Consider the following 16,226-nt stretch of genomic DNA (forward strand, 5'->3'; position numbering starts at 1 on the left):
AACCGATCGGCGAGGTCGGTGCCATCACCGCACCATCGCGTCGATTCCGCTGGGGCCGAGTCACATCTCGCTCCTGCCGGGCGGCCGGCTCCTCATCGCGAGCGGTGGCGCCCGGAAGGGCGGCGAAGGATCGTGGGAGCCGAACGCCTTGTGTATTCCTCGGAGGGGGCGGTCGAGGACTCCTTCTGCATCGGTGACGACATCGAGTCTCCGGACGGTTTGGCGGTGCGTGGGCATCGGGCCGTCCTGACCCGGCGAGCTCACAACAAGAACTCGACTGCGGTGACCCGCGCGGAGTTGGTCGACGGTACATGGGTCACGGTGGAACGCCAGGTCGTGAAGACACCTGGTCGCGTTGTCTTGCGATGCGGCCAGGGCCGCGACGGAGTTCTCTGGCTTCGTGCCGACGACGCGTGGGTCCGCATCGAGGTGTAAGAGTTCTCTGGGAATGCTCAACCGGGCTCTGGGGACACCGGCTCGCGTAAGGCGTCCGCCAACAGCTCGTAGGTCTCCTGCACCGCCCCCACCGCGCTCGGCACCACCACCGTCCCTGGGCGCTGACGTACGACCTCCATCAGGTTGTCGTACATGGCTGCGAGCACGACATGCCCGCCGCCCAGCTCGATGAGACGGTGGTGGTGGCGAATCCACGGGTCATCGCTTTCCTGAGCGCGGCGGTCGAACCGCGCGATCGCCGCTTCCCGGTCGTCGAGCAGGACGACTTCCCGGAAGCCCGCCCCGTGCTGGTGCGCGAGCTTCTCAAGCTCGACGACCTCGTCGACCTTGGCGTGGTACTGGGGCAGGACGACATCGCGCCCGCCCTCCAGATGGGTTTTCGCCATGGCCCGGACCAGGGACCACACGACCGGCCACGTGTCGATCTCCTCGTCCTGCCACCCGCCCACCAGGCGGTGCAGGGCATCGACGTCAAGATTCAAAGTGCCGGGATTCCGGTCTGCGTAGAGCGCCGACAGGGTGGACTTGCCGATGCCCGGCGGGCCGTTCAGATGGATGAGCCGCGCCATCCCGTCACCTCCATCGATCGCAATGCCACCAACCAGCTCTTCCAGTCGCGAGGCGGACCACGTTGGGAGCCGCGTTCATCAGCTCACCACGACGATCGTCTTATCAGGTTCATCGGACCTTTTGTCAGACCGACGGTCCGGCGTGTCAGTTGTATCGGGGAGATATCAGCTTCTGTCGTCTGCCAACAATGCTGAGGCATGATCATGCTCCTGAGCTGGTGTGCCTCAGATTGACTGGCAGAACCCGGCGGATGTTCTTGCCAGTGGAGTTGAGGCAGACCGTGATCCATGGGATAGCTGGGTCGCTCAGCGATGCGCCGCAGCTTGGCTGCTTGCGCTGAGCCCGGCCGCGTCCGGTTCAGGGGATCGCTGACCCGTCAGCTGCCCCCTTTGGGTCTGGCTCTTCACTGCGGCGCGGAGCGCCGCAGTGAACTGGTCTGGTGCTTCCAGCCATGGATAGTGACCCGCGTTTGGGATGATGATGACCTCGCAGTTGAGGCGTGTTCCGAGACGTCGCAGGGCATCGGCAGGGCGGCTGTCGCCGGCCCCGCCAATGATCACCGTGCCGGGCGGCAGGTGCTCGCGAAGTTCGTCCACGTGTGATTCGAGCGGGTCGGCTTTCTTCGCGGCGTTGAGCTGGCTGTTCATCGCGTAGTTGATGGGCCGCAGCGTGCGGGCTGATGCCAGCGCCCAATCCCGTGCTCGAGCCCGGTCGGCGTGGTCGGTAAACCACGACAGCGTGAGGTACTCGATCTCCTCGGCGTCGGTGCGTGATTCGATCGCATCGAGTTCATCGAGTCTGGCCCGTTGCTGGTCGGTGCGTCGTGCTCGCTGTGCTGCTCGGTCGGCTTCCCGCCATGGATCCAGGAAGGGCCCGGCGATCTGAATCAGTCCGGCCACGCGCTCGGGATGGGCCAGCAAGAAGTAGCTGGCCATATTGGTTCCGAACGAATGCCCCACCAGAACAACACGGTCGTGTCCCCACGCATCGAGCAACAACGTCAGGTCCTGAACGTGGCGGGCGATCGTGTGCTCCCCCTCCCAGGAGGATCCGCCGGTGCCGCGCTGGTCGTAGCGATGGACCAGGCACAGGTCGTCGATGATGCCGGCGACCGGGGCTAGATAGTCGGGGACCCCAGGACCGCCGTGCACCATAACCAAAGGAACTGTCTGCGGGGTCGCCGAGCCTGTGGTCCATGTGCGTAGCTGTGCACCGTCATCCAACTCGATCATGGCCGCGGTCATGGATGTGAGCGTAATGGGGTCGGTTCGATACCGAATCTGGCTCGCGTCCCCGGGTGCGGAATGCCGGTGGCATGTTCCTGCTTACCTGAGCCGTTCAACTCCGCAACCTTCGCCAGCTCCCACTGCCGCAACGTGCGCGTCTCCGAATCGAACTCCGGCCGGCCCCGGGCGCCCTTCTCCGCACCCGCCGGCAGACCAGTGAGCACCTCCACGATGTGCCGCTCCCACCGCCGAGCCTGCTCGACCATCTCCTCCGGCAACCCGTCCAACAGTCCGGCCGGCGGCAACGGCGCCGTGGGCGCCGCTGAGATGAGCCGAAGCACCGACCATCAAGGTGCTGTTCTTTGCCACCCAAGGTGCTCGGGGGCCCAGGTCCGCTGCCTGGGCGGACACGATTGAATGGCACGGGTGGATGCTGGAGCCCCTTCACGATGCTGGTTGGGGTGGGCATGTGTGCCATCGAAGTTGCCCCGAACTGCGTAGTGCCGGTTCGTGGCCGATCCAGGCGCGGCTCATGATCTGGGCACGTTATTGCGAATTTCCGGTAACGATCGGCAGGCGGGCGAGCGGCTGGACCCTGCCGTGCCTGGCATCGAGAATTGGGTGCCTGTCGTAGGAGCTGCGCTCGTACTCTCTATTGGTGAGCGATAGCAATGACTACGTGAGGTTGCGAGAGACCTTTAATGAGGACGCTGCACGGTATGACCGTGCCCGCCCCCGGTACCCAGTGCAGATGTTTGATGATCTCGCTGCGGCCGGGGTAGCGCCTGGGGCAAGGGTGCTGGAGATCGGCTGTGGCACTGGGCAGGCGACTGTGCCGTTGGCCGAGCGGGGCTGCCGCATTGTGGCTGTCGAGTTGGGCGCGGACATGGCGGCTGTGGCTCGGCGAAATCTTGCCGCGTTCGACGCGGTGGAGGTCGTTACGGCGGCGTTCGAGGAGTGGCCCTTGTCCGGTGAACCGTTCGACGTGGTGTTCTCCGCTACCGCGTTTCACTGGATCGACCCCGCGGTGCGGGTGTCGAAGTCTGCTGACGCTTTGCGTCTCGGTGGCCTGCTGGCCACCGTGGGAACCCACCACATCGCCGGCGGCACCTGGACCGAGGCATTCTTCGTTGAGATCCAGAAGTGCTACGAGCGCTTCGATCCGTCGACCCCACCGGGCCTGCGTCTTGAGACCGCTCGTGACATCGTCGAAGACGATCGGGAGCTCACCTCGTCGGGGCGATTCGGGCCTGCGAAGTTCTACCGATACGAGTGGGAGCTGCCGTACTCGACAGCTGACTACCTGGATCTGCTGTTGACCTACTCCGGACACCGTGCCTTGCCGGACGTGCAGCGCAGCGCACTGCTGAACTCCGTCGCGCGGCTGATCGACGTGGACTACGGGGGGCAAATTGTCAAGCGCTACCTGACGGAGCTGAGGATCGCCCAACGAGTCCGGTGAATCGCTTCGACCAGTGGCGGTTGGTTTCAGCAGAGCGCACGTGTCCCCGCTGGGGAACTGATTAAAGGGCAGCAATGGCGCCCCGTGCAGGTCGGCCGCACGGGGCGTCCGAGATTCTGTGCGAGGCGCTCTCGTCACGGAGGGCCCTCCCGGAGGCTGGCGCTTGACCGTGGCAACGGTCACCGCATACCCCTCGGCGACCAACTCTGCGGCCTTGGTCTGCTCCCGACTGGCCAACGAATGCCGGGCCGGGTCGTACTGCGGACGCGGCCCCGTCCCAGGTCCAGCGTCGGGACGAACCCCGTGCAGCACCTCCAGGATGTGTGGCTCCCACCACAAGGCCCGCACCAGCACCGATTCCGGCAGCCCTTCCAACGACGCCACCGCCGGCACCGCTCTCTGGCGCCGGCGGTCAAGCACCTCGAAGTCGGGCGCGGCCTGCAGCAGCGACAACGGCCACGCCAACCAGGGACGCGACGACGTCACGCCGAACACCACAATGGGGGTGGCGATACCGCGCCAGCCAGCGCAGATTCGCCGCCAACACCGGATCCGGTGTCCCCACCCGGGAAACAGCCAGCCCACCTCGGCGCAGGCCCGTGCCGTCGCGTCGAACGCCTCCGCGTCGGCCTGCTCGATCCGATCATCAGGACGAACGTCGATCACGACGCGTGTTCGAACGGCACATGCCAGCACGAGCCCAAACGTCCATGGCGAGACTCACCGTCCTCGCCCACGAACTCGACGGCGAACGCCGACCGGTCAACCGCCGCTACCGAGACAGCCGGCTCATCAACGAGCGTCACTCCGGCAGCATCCCGCGTCCCGGAGCACCTTCGATGGCACGGGACATAAATGGCAGAAACGGTGAGATGCCTCAGACACGCTGGCAGACGACAGCTGGGCCGTCGGTCGCCGTGATCACCGCTCCGTGCCCGGTCGGCGCTCCAGAGATCCGGCGTTCGCGCGCATAACAGTGATTATGGTGTACGCCTTCCGAGGGTATTTATTGGATTATCGGTAATCGCAATACGGTAATGTGGCGTGTCGTGCGGCTGGAAAGCCCGCGGGTGCCTACGCTCACGGGCGTGGCAGAGAAGAAGGAACGCGGCCCGGCGACGCCGGCGCGCGGGATGCGGGTCGACGCGCGGATCGACGCCGTCGATCAGGACCGGGCCCAGGACCCGGCCGGCAGCCGGACCGGGAACCGGGTGCAGGACCGAGCCTCGGAACGACCCCAGACGCAGCCCCAGGAACGGCCCGAGGCACGACCCCAGCAACGGCTCCAGGAGCGAGCCCGGGACCTGACTCAGGAACGGGCTCAGGACCGACCCCGGAGCGGCCCGGCTGAGAGCTGGTCCACCGACCCGGCCGTGGACCAGGACGGTGACGAGCGGCCGTGTGCGCACTGCGGCCGGCCGGTGCCGCAGCGCAACGCCGCCGGGCGGCCGTTCCGGTACTGCCGCGACAACGATGGTGACTGCCAGCGGGCCGCCCGCAACGCCCGGCTGCGGCACCGGGCCTCCCCCGGGCTGAGCGGGCAGGTGGCCCGGGCGTTCGAGGTCGCCGAGCGGCTCGACCAGGTCGTGGACACGCTCGTCGAGGCGCTGCACGCGGAGCTGTCCCCCGCCGGCGTCGAACGGCAGATCGCGCACGCCAGGGCCGAGGCAGCGGCCGGGGTCCTGACCGCGCACGCCGAACGCGACGACGCCCGCGCTGCCGTCCAGCACGCTCAGGCGACCGCGAAGGCCGCCGAGGCCGCGACCCGCGCCGCGGAAGCGGCCACGGCCGTCGCCCGGGAGGAGGCCGCCGCCGCGCGGGAGGACGCCGGCGCCGCGCACGCCGCCGCCGACGCGGCCCGGCAGGCCGCCGAACACGCCGCCGAGCAGGCACGGCACAGCGTCCGGCAGGCGACGGAAGAGGCCGCGGTCCAGGTCGCCGAGGCGCACCACACCGCCGCCCAGGCGGTCGCCGAGGCGCAACGCGACGCGACGCTGCGGGTCGACGCGGCGCAGGGTGCCGCCCGCGACGCCGACGCCGCCCTCGCGGTCGCGACCGTCGAACGGGACACGGCCCGGCGGGAGGCGGCGACGGAGGCGGCGCTGCGGGCGGAGGCGTACCGGGAACGCGACACCGCCCGGGCCGCCGCCGACACCGCGGTGCGGGAACGGCAGAACGTCGAACGGGACCTGGCCGGGCGGGCGGACGAGGCGACCCGGCTGCGGCGGCGCCTCGAGCAGTCTCAGGCGACCGCGGAGCGGCTGCACGAGGACAACACCCGGCTGCAGGGTGATGTCCGCCGGCTGGAGGGTGAACTTGAGCGGGCCCGGGACCGGGCGGAGGATCTGCGCACCCAGTTGGCGCGGGCGGTGGAGCGGGAGGTGACGGCGCAGGCGCAGCTGCAACAGCAGCTCACGACGCTGAGCGGGGCGCTGGCGCAACTGACCGGTTCCCGTCAACCGGGTGTGTTACCTGCCGAAACTCCGGGTGGTGAGACGCGCCACGGCGCTGCCTAACTGGTCGATCATTGAAACCCAACGTAAAATAACCGTACCGACCCGGCGACTGGACTACCGCAGGACCCGGAAGGTCGTGTAATCTGCCCGCCCGCAGTGGGAATCGTCAGACCACGTGGTGTCGTTGGTTACAACGAAGCGCAACACGATTCGAAGGGGAAGACCGACCATGGGCGAGCGCATGCTGCGCGGCAGCCGTCTCGGAGCCGTCAGCTACGAGTCCGACCGCAACACCGAGCTGGCCCCGCGTCAGACCCGAGAATACCTGTGCGCCAAGGGGCACCAGTTCGAGGTGCCGTTCGCCGTCGACGCCGAGGTCCCCATGACCTGGGAGTGCAAGTTCGACGGCAGCGTCGCCCGGCTGGTCGACGGCAACGAGCCGGAGGCGAAGAAGGCGAAGCCGCCGCGCACCCACTGGGACATGCTGCTGGAGCGGCGCTCGATCGCGGAGCTCGAGGACATCCTCAACGAGCGCCTCGAAGAGGTCCGCCACCGTCGCGGCCGCACGGCGTGAGCGGGACCACCGCATAAGCACACAGGACGGCAAGGACGCCCCGACGGTCGATGACCGTCGGGGCGCTCTGCGTGCCGACCCCCCGACCCTGGAGCCGGCCGACCCGAGGGCCGGTCTTCGCGCCGACTGCGGCAGCTGCTTCGGGTTGTGCTGCGTCGCGCCGGCGTTCGCGAGGTCCGCGGACTTCGCCATCGACAAGCCCGCCGGGCACGCCTGCCCGAACCTCGGCACCACCCCGACGACCACCCCGACCGCCACCCCGACCAGCACTCCGACCAGCATTCCGGCCGGCACCCAGGCCGGCAGCGGCAGCGGGTTCGGGTGCGGTATCCACACCCAGTTGCGGCAGCGCGGGTTCGTCGGGTGCACCGTCTACGACTGTTTCGGCGCCGGGCAGAAGGTGGCCCAGGTGACGTTCGCGGGCCGGGACTGGCGGCAGGCACCGGGGCAGGCGCCGCTGATGTTCGCCGTATTCGCGGTGATGCGTCACCTGCACGAGCTGCTCTGGTACCTGACGCAGGCCCGTGACCTGCCGGCTGCCGGGCCGCTGCACGACCGCCTCGACGCGGCCGCCGCCGAGACGCGACGGCTCAGCGACCTGCCCGCCGGGGAACTCGCCGGGGTCGACGTCGACGCGCATCGGGTGTCGGTGGTGCCGTTGCTGCGGCAGGCCAGCGAGCTGGCGAGGGCCGGGGTGCGGGGGAAGCGGCCGCCGTTCCAGAGCCGCAGCGTCGTCGGCAAGGACCTGCGGCGGGTCGATCTCCGCGGTGCGGACCTGCGAGGCGCGTCGGCCCTCGGCGCCGACCTGCGGGGTGCGGATCTGACGGGCGCGGACGTCACCGGCGCGGACCTGCGCGGCGCCGATCTGCGGGGCGCGGACCTGCGCGGCGTGCTGTTCCTGATCCAGTCGCAGCTGGACGCCGCCCGTGGTGACGCGACGACCCGCCTGCCGGTCGGGTTCCGCCATCCGACGCACTGGGCAGCGGGAACGCAGCCTAAGACGGTGGGGCGTCCTCGAACGGGTCGCGGGGACGAGGGGCGGGCGGGGCGCCGGTCAGGGCGTCGCTGACCGTGGCGTGGACCGGGATCCGGCCGGTGAGCCCGACCGTGTCCAGCAGCCGGGCCAGGGACGGCGACGGCGCCACGAGCCGTAGGTAACCGCCGTCGGCGACGCACCGGTTGTGGCTGTACGCGAACGTCCCCAACCCGACCGAGTCGCAGAAGTCGACGTCGCCGAGGTCCACCACGATCCGGGAACGCCCGCGGTCCAGCGCACCGTGCATCGCCTCACGTAACTGCGGGGCCGAGTCGATGTCGAGGGCGCCGCGCACCGCCACGAGCACGACACCGTCGGCACAGTCCGTCACTGCAACATTCATCATTCGATCCTGCACCGGTTCGCCGCGGTCTGCAGGACGGCGGGTACGTTGCTGCGATGCTCGCCCGTCTCCTCACGGCCGCGACCCTGGCCCGGACCGCGGAGGCGGCCGCCGCGGTGGTGCTGCTGCTCGCCGCGGTGCGGCACACCGGCGACCCGGCGCAGGGCGCGACGGTCCTGGCCGCGTTGCTGGTCCCGCACGTGCTCGCCGGGCCGTTCGTCGGTCTGGTCACCGACCGGGCCCGCCGGCCGCGGCTGGTCCACGCGGGGTTCGCGGCGCTGTTCGGGGTCGCGCTCGGTGGGGTGCTGCTGCTGGCGGGGGTTGCGCCGCTGCCGGTGGTCGTCGCGTTGGCGTTGGTGGCCGGCACCTGCGGCCCGATGATCTTCGGCGGTCTGTCGAGTCTGCTGGATGATGTGGTACCGCCACCGCGCCGCCCCCGGGCGCGGGGGCTGGACGCGGCGACGTACAACGTGGCCGAGATTGCGGGTCCGGCGGCTGGGGCGCTGCTGGTGGCGGCGTTCGGGGTGCCGGTCGCGGCGCTGGTCCTGTGCGGTGCGTGCCTGCTCGCGGCGGCTGCGCTGCTCACCGTCGCCGACGCCCCTGACCTGGAGCCGGAAACCGCCGCAGCGCCGGAAACCGCTGCGGCGGCCAGGACCAGCGCCGTGCCACAGCACGGCGCGGCAGCCCAGCACGGCGCGGGAACCCGCTCCGGCGAGGCGGCGCGGGACAGCGGGCCTTCACCACGGGACGGCGGGACGGGTGGGGCGCGGGCCGGGGTCCGGGACGGGCTCGCCGCGATCGTGCGGAGCCGCCCGCTGCTGGCGGTGACCGCGGCGACGGCCCTGGCCTCGTACGGCGCCGGCATGATCACCCCGGTCGCTGTCGTCCTCGGCGTCGCGGCCGGCCACCCGGCCGGTGGTGGCCTGCTGGTGACGGCGCTGGGCGTGGGCGCGTTGTGCGGGTCGCTGCTCGTCGCGCGGTTCCCGGTGCGGCCGGCGCCGCAGCTGGTCGTGGTGGCGTGCCTGCTGGGGGTGGGTGCCGCGTTCGCCGGGCTGGCCGGTGCGGTCCTCGGCGGCGTGTCGTGGCCGGTGCTGGTCGGGGTGTTCGCGGTGGCCGGGGTCCTGGACGGCCCGTTGCTGTCCTCGGTGCTGCTGGTCCGTTCGCAGGAGGCGCCGCCGGGGACCCGCACGCAGGTGTTCACCCTCGGCGCGGGGATCAAGTTGACCGCGGCGGCGGTCGGCGCGGCGACGTTCACGTTCCTGGCCGCCGCCCCGCCGGCGGTCCTGGTCGGGGTGTTGTCCGCGAGTCACCTGCTCGCCGCCGCGCTCGGCGCGGTGCTGCTGCGCCGCCGGCCGCACTGACCGCCTCCGGAAGCGAACGAAACGCCGGAAGCAAACGAAACGCCGGAAGCAGACGGCCCCGGCGGAAGCGGACAAACGCCGGCGGGCGGCACCGGTGAAGGTGCCGCCCGCCGTGTGCGATGCGATGGGTTCTAGCGGTGGCGGCGGCCGCCGTACTCGTGCGCGACGAGGACGTACCGGACGTGGTTGCGGCTGCCGATGCGGTAGCAGTCCGAGTCGTCCCACCAGTTGCGCTGCTCGCCGATCCAGCCGGCGAAGTTGCACGCCTTCTTGTTGCGGAAGGTGTCCACCACCCAGGACTGGACCCACTGGTTGTTGCGGCGGTGGCCGTCGAAGTTGCCGTGCCAGCGGCCGCCACCGTTGTTGTTGTTGCCCATGCCACCCGGCCAGGCGGGGCCACCGCCAGGCTGACCGCCGCCGCCACCGGGCTGGCCACCGCCACCGCCACCGCCGCCACCGCCGCCGGGCGGCGGGGCCTGGACGGTGCTGCTGCCGCTGTCAGCGGACGGCGCGGCCGACGCGGCGGTGGCGCCCATGCCGAGAATCGCGCCGGCGGCGAGCGTCATGCCCGCCAGGGTCAGGAACCGTTGTGTGTTACGCATCTTTGACTCCCCCTCGTGTCGTGATGACGCGATTACACTATGTAGCGGAAAGCGGCATTTCTCGCAAAACGCGTCATCCTTTCAGCCAAAGGCTGGACGACTTTAGGACAGCCGGCGACCGCTTTCAGGTCAGCTCGTTGAACACGGAACGCCCGGTGTGAGAACCGGTGTGAGAACCGGTGCGAGAACCGGTGCGAGAACCGGTGCGAGAACCGGTGCGAGACCGGCGTGGGACCTACGCGAGGTGCAGTTCCAGGACGGTCCCGCCGGTCGTGAACGGCGCCCGCCGAGCGGCCGTGAACCCGGCCCGGGTGTAGGTCCGCAGCGCCGCGTCGTTGCCGGCGGCGACCTCGAGCTCGACCCGGCTCGTGTGCCGGCGCCGGGCCCAGCCGGTGACGGCGGCGACGAGCCGCCCGCCGGCGCCGCGGCCGCGGGCGGCGGGGCTGACCCACATGCTGATCAGGTGGGTGACGTCGGGGTCCGCGGGGGTGACCCAGGTGCCGGCGATCCCGACGGGTTCGGCGCCGTCGAACGCGGCGAAACAGGTGCCGTGCCGGGGCCAGTCCCGCCACTCGGCCTCGGACCGGCCGGTCTCACGGGCGTGGCTGCTGGCGAACGCGGCCGGGCTGTCCAGCAGCGCGGCGAGCCGCAGATACCGTTTCAGCTGCCATTCGTCGCAGGTGAGGGGCCGGGTGCGCACTGGCGGTGGCTCACCGGGCGGCGTGGTCGGTGTCCAGCTGCTCCAGGACCGGCCGGACGACGTCGTCGAGGTGCCGGACGAGGACGGTGACGGCGCGTTCGGCGGCGGCGTCGACGTGCCGGTCCTCGGTCGGGGTCGGCAGCCCGTCCAGGGGCAGCGGCGTCTCCAGCAGCAGCGTGCCCCGCAGGTGCGGGTGCCGGCTGAGGTCCTGCTCGGTCGGCTGGACGAACTGCCCGAACAGTTCCGGCCAGCCGCGCCAGCCACGGTCCCGCCACCAGGTGCGGGACGCGGTCAGCGGCGCCGGCAGCGGCGACACCAGCTCCACCCGGGCGGTGAGGCCACCGTCGAACGGGTTGCGCTGGCACACCGCGGTCAGCACCCGCCGGTGCCAGCGCACGTAGCCGGGGTCCAGCAGCGGCGGGGTCGCGGCGGCCCAGGCGACGCACGCGAACCCCACGGGGGCGATGTCGCCGACGGTCTCGGCGAATTCCGCCGCGTGGCGCTGGACGGCGCTGAGGTACCGGTCCCGGTCACGGTCCACCCAGAACGTCTTCACACCTTGCGACGGTAGCCCGTCAAAGGTCAACCCGCCCCAGGACCGGCTGCAAGACCGCGGCGGCGACGGCCCGGCGCAGGTCGGCGCGGACGAGCAGGTCGGTGCTGTCGACGTACTGGTCGATCCCGCCGACGGGGGGCAGCGCCGCGACGGCCGGGTCGGTGATCGCGGCGGTCAGCGCGGCGGCGAACCGCCCGGCGTCGATCACCGGGTAGGGCCGGTCGAAGTACGGCCGGCGGGTCGCGTCCACGGCCGCGGACAGCCCGAGCAGGTTCTGCCGGCGTCCCGCGTCCTCGTAGGCGCTGCACAGGTCGTCGGGGTCCAGCAGCCCCGGCAGCGCGGCGAACGCGGTGCCGAGCCATTTGCTGTATGGCGGCCACCGCCGCTGCTGCAGCAGCCGCAGCCGCATCACGTGCCGGGCCAGCCGCGCCGCCACGACCCGCCCGCCGAGCGCGTCACCTGCCTCTACCGCCCGGCCGGGGAACGCCTCCTCCTGCGCGATCTGCGTCCACTGCGCGGCCAGCACATACCGCCACACGTCGTGCGGGTACCAGGCGACCGCCGCCCGCAACGCCGTCAGCTCGCCGGTGTCGTCGTGGTAGACGGCGCCGCCGACCGTCTCCGCGAACGTCTGCGTCGGCGTGGCGAGCCAGTCCAGCAGCGACCCGGTGAACGGCGCCCCGAACTGCCCGGCGGTCCAGCCGGCGACGGTGGTGACGTCGACGCGGTGCGCGACCGGCCCGTCGGTCGCGGTCATCACCCGGACCCGCGCGTCCTCGGGCGTGAAGTGCGTCGGCCAGCCCAGGACGTGTTTCGGCAGCCGCGCCCGCAGCACCGCGTCGATCCCGGCGGCGTGCCGGGCGTGATCGGCGGGGTCGAGGAACAGGGTGAGCCGCGGCCCCCAGTCGTGGTCGGTGGAGCGGACGCTGTCGTAGCCGAGGACCTCCGACCCGGCGCCGATACGGGCGGCGGCGTGCGGCAGCCCCGGATACGCGTCGTCCAGCAGCGGCCGGACCGCGTCGCGGTAGAACACCCCGCACAACTCCAGCCCCGGCAGGAACACCGGCGGCACCGGCGGCGTCAATGGCGGCGTCACTGGCGGGGTCACAGCACGATCGCGGGGTGGCGGGGGTCGTCGGCGCGCACGACGACGTCGGCGATGTCCTGGGGCAGCACCTCATCGTCGTACCGCTGGAACGCCGGCAGCGTCCACTGCATTTCGGGCGGGGTGCGGCGGGCGAGGGCCGCCGGGGTCTGCGTGAGGTGGACGGTGACGTCGAAGTCGAGACCGGCGCCGAGCAGCATCGTGCCGGACACGACGACGACGGCACCGGCCGGCAGGTCCAGGTAGGCGGCGCGGGTGGCGCGGTCGGTGACGGGGTCCCACAGCGACGGCAGGACCCGTCCGGTGCCGCCGGCCGCCGCCGGGCCGAGGACCTCGCGGGTGATCGCGCGCAGGTCCAGCCAGTCCTCGTAGTAGGCGTCGGGGTTGGTGCGGCCACGCTCCAGCCGCAGCGACGCCTGCCGCAGGAACCCACCGGCGGGGATGTGCACGGCGTGCCCGCCGTCGGCGCGGAGCTGCTCGACGACCCGCGCGGCGAGGACGTCACCGCCGGCGGTGGGTGCGCCGTCGACCGCGACGCGGGTCGCGTGGGCCTTCCCGACCCGGGCGGCGATGTCGGCGGCGAGCCCGCCGACGGTGACGGGGCGGGCCTTCACGCGTTGTGGTGGCGGTGCTGCGGGTCGATCACGTCGCCTTCGATGACCTCGCCCTGCAGGACCTCGCCGCTGCCGGGCTGGTGCGGGACCGCACCCGGGTCAGCGCGCGGGTCGGTGCGCGGCTCGGCGCGGGTTGCTTTGACGACCCTGGGGCCGAACAGGTCCCCGGCCGCGGCGGCGGAGATCCGCGCCTCGGTGGCCCGGCGGACCTGCCGCCCCGCGAACGCCCGCACCGGCGGGATGAGCAGCAGCAGCCCGGCGGCGTCGGTGACGAACCCGGGCGCGAGCAGCAGCAGCGCCCCGGCGAGCCCGGCGACGCCGGTCCCGGCCTCACCGCCGGGCGGGCGGCCCTCGCTGACCGCGGCCCGCAGCCGCTGCCACGCCCGGACCCCCTCACGTTTGGCGAGGACCCCACCGAGGATCGTGGTGGCGAGCCCGGCCAGGACCGCCCACCACCAGCCGATCGCGTGCGCGACCAGCACGAACACGGTGATCTCGACGATCACCAGGAACAGCGCGCCGGCGGCGGCGAATCCCAGGGTCCGCATGACGTCTTCTTTCCTCAGCCGCTCTGCTGCCGGGCGTCGGCGCGGGCGTCGCGGGGTCCGCCGCCGGCGACGCCGCGGCGCAGCGCCTCCCACCGCGCCGACGCACCCCACACGGTGACCCGCAACAACGCTTCCCGCACGATCGACGAGCTCATCTTCGAGTGCCCGCGCTGCCGTTCGGCGAACGTGATCGGGACCTCCTGGACCCGGAACCCGTTGCGGAACGACCGCCACGCCAGGTCGACCTGGAAGCAGTACCCCTGCGACGCGATCGACTCAATTTCGATCTTGCTGAGGACCGGGGTCCGGTATGCCCGGTAGCCGCCGGTCGCGTCGCGGAACGGCATCCCCAACGCCATCCGCACGTACACGTTGCCGCTGCGGGAGATCAGGTGCCGGTGGAACGGCCACCCGACGGTCTTGCCGCCCTTGACGTAGCGGGAGCCGAGCACGACGTCGGCCTCGCCGAGCGCGTCCAGCAGCCGCGGCAGCTCCTCGGGGGCGTGAGACCCGTCGGCGTCCATCTCCACGACCGCGTCGTAGTCGTGTTCGCCGGCCCACGCGAACCCGGCCAGGTACGCCGCGCCGAGCCCCTGTTTCCCCGGCCGGTGCAGCACGTGCACGGCCGGGTCGGCGGCGGCGAGCTCGTCGGCGATCCGGCCGGTTCCGTCCGGGCTGTTGTCGTCGGCGACGAGCACGTCCACGGCCGGGGTCGCGGCACGGACCCGCGCCACGATCGGCCGCAGGTTGTCGGCCTCGTTGTAGGTGGGGACGATGACGAGGACCCTGCCGACCCCGGGGTACTGGTTCACGCCTCGGTCGGTTGCGCTCACACGTCCTCCTCTGTCGGGTGTTGCCGGTTGCGGCGGCGGACCGCGGCGGCGGCCACAACAGCGGCAATACCCAGCATCACGATCACATATTCGGGGCCGGCGCCGAGCCTCGTCGCCAGCGTACGGGCCGACCCGAGGTGCAGCTCGGCGGCGATGACCGCGGCCTCGTTGAACCCGGTCTCCTGCCGGGTCCGGCCGGCCGCGTCGGCGAACGCGGAGATCCCGACGGTCGAGGCCATCAACGCGTCCCGGCCGTGTTCGACGGCCCGCAGCCGCACCATCGCCAGCTGCTGCCGCGCCTCGGCCTCGTCGAACGTCGCGTTGTTCGTCTGCACCGCCAGCAGCTGCGCACCGCCGGTGACGGTGTCGCGGACGATCCCGTCGTAGGCGACCTCGAAGCAGATGACGTCACCGACGGTCGCCGGCCCGACCTGCAGCACCCCCGGCGTGTGCCCCGGGGTCATGTCGGAGACCCGGTCGACCTCCTTCGACACGATCCGGGCGATGTCCCGCAGCGGCATCGTCTCCGCGAACGGCACCGGGTGCCGTTTCGTGTACCGCGCCGACACGCCGCCCTGCCGGGTGTTGCCGTCCGCGTCGACGTCGGGTTCCCAGACGAGCCCGGCGTTCTCGACCCCGACGGCGGGGTCGGTGAGGACCGCACCGACGAGGATCGGCACGCCGACGGCCCGGGCGGCGGTCGCGATCGCGGCGGCCGCGTCAGTGTTGCGCAGCGGGTCGATGTCGGAGGAGTTCTCCGGCCACACCACCAGGTCCGGCCGGCGCGCGCCCTCCTCGGTGACCTTGCGGCCGAGTTCGACGGTGGCCCGCACGTGGTTGTCGAGGACGGCGCGGCGCTGCTCGTTGAAGTCCAGGCCGAGCCGGGGCACGTTGCCCTGCACGACCGCGACGTACACGCCCCTGCCGGACGGCTGCTGCAACGGCACCAGCAGCGCCCCGGCGACCACCACGACGGCGCCGGCGACGGCGGCCGCGGAACTCACCCTCGGACTCCACCCTCGGGTTAGCACGGCCGGCCGGGCCGCCCGGGGTGTGATGATCCGTAGCAACGGCACGGCGAGGAGGGCACCGGTGAACGCGACCGCGAACGTGACCAGCGGTGCCCCGCCGACGGCGGCGAGCCGCAGCAGCGGCGACGCGTCCTGGCTGAACGCGAGCCGGCCCCACGGGAACCCGCCGAACGGCGCCCGGTCCCGCAGCGCCTCCTGCGCGGTCCACAGCGCCGCGAGCGCCGGCACCCACATCCACGACCGGGTCCGCACCGTCTGCTGCCGCAGTGGGCTGATCCAGGCGGTGGCGGCGCCGAGCAGCCCGATGAACAGCGCCTGCAACGCCGACAGCAGCAACCACGGGACCATCCCGGTGTGCAGGTTCGTCCAGGACAGCAGCGGCGTGAAGAACACCGCGCCGGTGAGGGTGCCGAGCCAGAACCGGCCCGCAGCCGGCGCCCGTGCACGGCGGCGGCGGCGAGCGCCACCGCGACCGGCGCGGCCCACCACCATCCATACGGCGGGAACGCGACCAGCATCACCGCCCCGGCGGCGGCGGCGAGCAGCACAGCGACCCACAGCGGCGGCACCGCCCGGCCCGCCACCTGCCCCACCACCGGCCGCACCGCGGGCCCGCCGGGCCCGGCGTCGGGTCCGGGAACGGGTGCAGCGTCGTGGGGCGGCTCCGCGGGACGGTCCGCGCCGTCCGCGCCGTCCGCCGCGCTCCCGGTGTCGACCAAGGTCACCTGCGCCATCCCCTGCCGTGTCCAGCGG

Annotated in this window: 15 protein-coding genes and 1 pseudogene; 5 read left to right on the forward strand and 11 right to left on the reverse strand. The window is 72.0% G+C overall.

All coding sequences use genetic code 11. The features are described from left to right. Nucleotides 1–452: 452 nt before the first annotated feature. Both ACFPIJ_RS34725 and ACFPIJ_RS34730 read right to left on the reverse strand, forming a co-directional pair. The gene (locus ACFPIJ_RS34725) at nucleotides 453–1,025 is read right to left on the reverse strand and encodes an AAA family ATPase (RefSeq protein ID WP_380121570.1); all 573 of its coding nucleotides are present in this window, start codon (nucleotides 1,023–1,025) and stop codon (nucleotides 453–455) included. 306 nt (nucleotides 1,026–1,331) lie between these two features. Then, complete coding sequence (locus tag ACFPIJ_RS34730; RefSeq protein ID WP_380121572.1) at nucleotides 1,332–2,270, reverse strand: alpha/beta fold hydrolase; 939 nt, start codon at nucleotides 2,268–2,270, stop codon at nucleotides 1,332–1,334. A 661-nt stretch (nucleotides 2,271–2,931) separates the two neighbouring features. Between ACFPIJ_RS34730 and ACFPIJ_RS34735 the strand changes: the two genes are divergently transcribed. From ACFPIJ_RS34735 to ACFPIJ_RS34750, 4 genes are all read left to right on the forward strand, one after another. Continuing rightward, nucleotides 2,932–3,714 (forward strand): class I SAM-dependent methyltransferase, encoded by a 783-nt coding sequence (locus ACFPIJ_RS34735; RefSeq protein WP_380122071.1) that lies wholly within the window; start codon nucleotides 2,932–2,934, stop codon nucleotides 3,712–3,714. Between the two features lie 1,088 nt (nucleotides 3,715–4,802). Further along, nucleotides 4,803–6,230 (forward strand): serine/threonine protein kinase, encoded by a 1,428-nt coding sequence (locus tag ACFPIJ_RS34740; protein ID WP_380121574.1) that lies wholly within the window; start codon nucleotides 4,803–4,805, stop codon nucleotides 6,228–6,230. A 169-nt stretch (nucleotides 6,231–6,399) separates the two neighbouring features. Next, nucleotides 6,400–6,744, forward strand: coding sequence for an RNA polymerase-binding protein RbpA (locus tag ACFPIJ_RS34745; RefSeq protein WP_380121576.1), 345 nt, complete (start codon nucleotides 6,400–6,402; stop codon nucleotides 6,742–6,744). An 88-nt stretch (nucleotides 6,745–6,832) separates the two neighbouring features. Continuing rightward, entirely contained in the window at nucleotides 6,833–7,813 is a 981-nt protein-coding gene (locus ACFPIJ_RS34750) for a pentapeptide repeat-containing protein (RefSeq protein ID WP_380122073.1), read from the forward strand. On the opposite strand, the gene ACFPIJ_RS34755 is transcribed toward ACFPIJ_RS34750, so the two are convergent. Next, a complete protein-coding gene (locus ACFPIJ_RS34755; protein WP_380121578.1) occupies nucleotides 7,740–8,123 on the reverse strand; it encodes an STAS domain-containing protein in 384 nt (127 codons plus the stop codon). The two genes, ACFPIJ_RS34750 and ACFPIJ_RS34755, sit on opposite strands and share 74 nt — an antisense overlap. Nucleotides 8,124–8,179: 56 nt before the next feature. Between ACFPIJ_RS34755 and ACFPIJ_RS34760 the strand changes: the two genes are divergently transcribed. Beyond that, a complete protein-coding gene (locus ACFPIJ_RS34760; protein WP_380121580.1) occupies nucleotides 8,180–9,484 on the forward strand; it encodes an MFS transporter in 1,305 nt (434 codons plus the stop codon). A 131-nt stretch (nucleotides 9,485–9,615) separates the two neighbouring features. On the opposite strand, the gene ACFPIJ_RS34765 is transcribed toward ACFPIJ_RS34760, so the two are convergent. The 8 genes and pseudogenes from ACFPIJ_RS34765 to lnt form a co-directional block, all read right to left on the reverse strand. Further along, entirely contained in the window at nucleotides 9,616–10,086 is a 471-nt protein-coding gene (locus tag ACFPIJ_RS34765) for a hypothetical protein (protein ID WP_380121582.1), read from the reverse strand. A 235-nt stretch (nucleotides 10,087–10,321) separates the two neighbouring features. Continuing rightward, nucleotides 10,322–10,786, reverse strand: coding sequence for a GNAT family N-acetyltransferase (locus ACFPIJ_RS34770; RefSeq protein ID WP_380121584.1), 465 nt, complete (start codon nucleotides 10,784–10,786; stop codon nucleotides 10,322–10,324). A 10-nt stretch (nucleotides 10,787–10,796) separates the two neighbouring features. Then, on the reverse strand, nucleotides 10,797–11,342 hold the full coding sequence (locus tag ACFPIJ_RS34775) for a hypothetical protein (protein ID WP_380121586.1): 546 nt from the start codon (nucleotides 11,340–11,342) through the stop codon (nucleotides 10,797–10,799). A gap of 19 nt (nucleotides 11,343–11,361) precedes the next feature. After that, a complete protein-coding gene (locus ACFPIJ_RS34780; protein ID WP_380121588.1) occupies nucleotides 11,362–12,450 on the reverse strand; it encodes a DUF4037 domain-containing protein in 1,089 nt (362 codons plus the stop codon). Next, nucleotides 12,447–13,061: a nucleoside/nucleotide kinase family protein gene (locus ACFPIJ_RS34785; RefSeq protein ID WP_380121590.1), complete on the reverse strand. Its 615-nt coding sequence runs from the start codon at nucleotides 13,059–13,061 to the stop codon at nucleotides 12,447–12,449. Before ACFPIJ_RS34785 ends, ACFPIJ_RS34780 begins: the two co-directional genes overlap by 4 nt. Further along, a complete protein-coding gene (locus ACFPIJ_RS34790; RefSeq protein WP_380121591.1) occupies nucleotides 13,058–13,609 on the reverse strand; it encodes an FxsA family protein in 552 nt (183 codons plus the stop codon). Before ACFPIJ_RS34790 ends, ACFPIJ_RS34785 begins: the two co-directional genes overlap by 4 nt. 14 nt (nucleotides 13,610–13,623) lie before the next feature. Beyond that, nucleotides 13,624–14,442 carry a polyprenol monophosphomannose synthase gene (locus ACFPIJ_RS34795; RefSeq protein WP_380121593.1) on the reverse strand — a complete coding sequence of 273 codons (819 nt, stop codon included), beginning with the start codon at nucleotides 14,440–14,442 and terminating at the stop codon, nucleotides 13,624–13,626. Then, nucleotides 14,439–16,207, reverse strand: a pseudogene (gene lnt, locus ACFPIJ_RS34800) (apolipoprotein N-acyltransferase). The gene ACFPIJ_RS34795 and the pseudogene lnt overlap by 4 nt, the downstream one beginning before the upstream one ends. Nucleotides 16,208–16,226: the final 19 nt, after the last annotated feature.

Origin of the sequence: Dactylosporangium cerinum (genome assembly GCF_042653625.1) — a bacterium.
Classification (GTDB): Bacteria; Actinomycetota; Actinomycetes; order Mycobacteriales; family Micromonosporaceae; genus Dactylosporangium; species Dactylosporangium cerinum.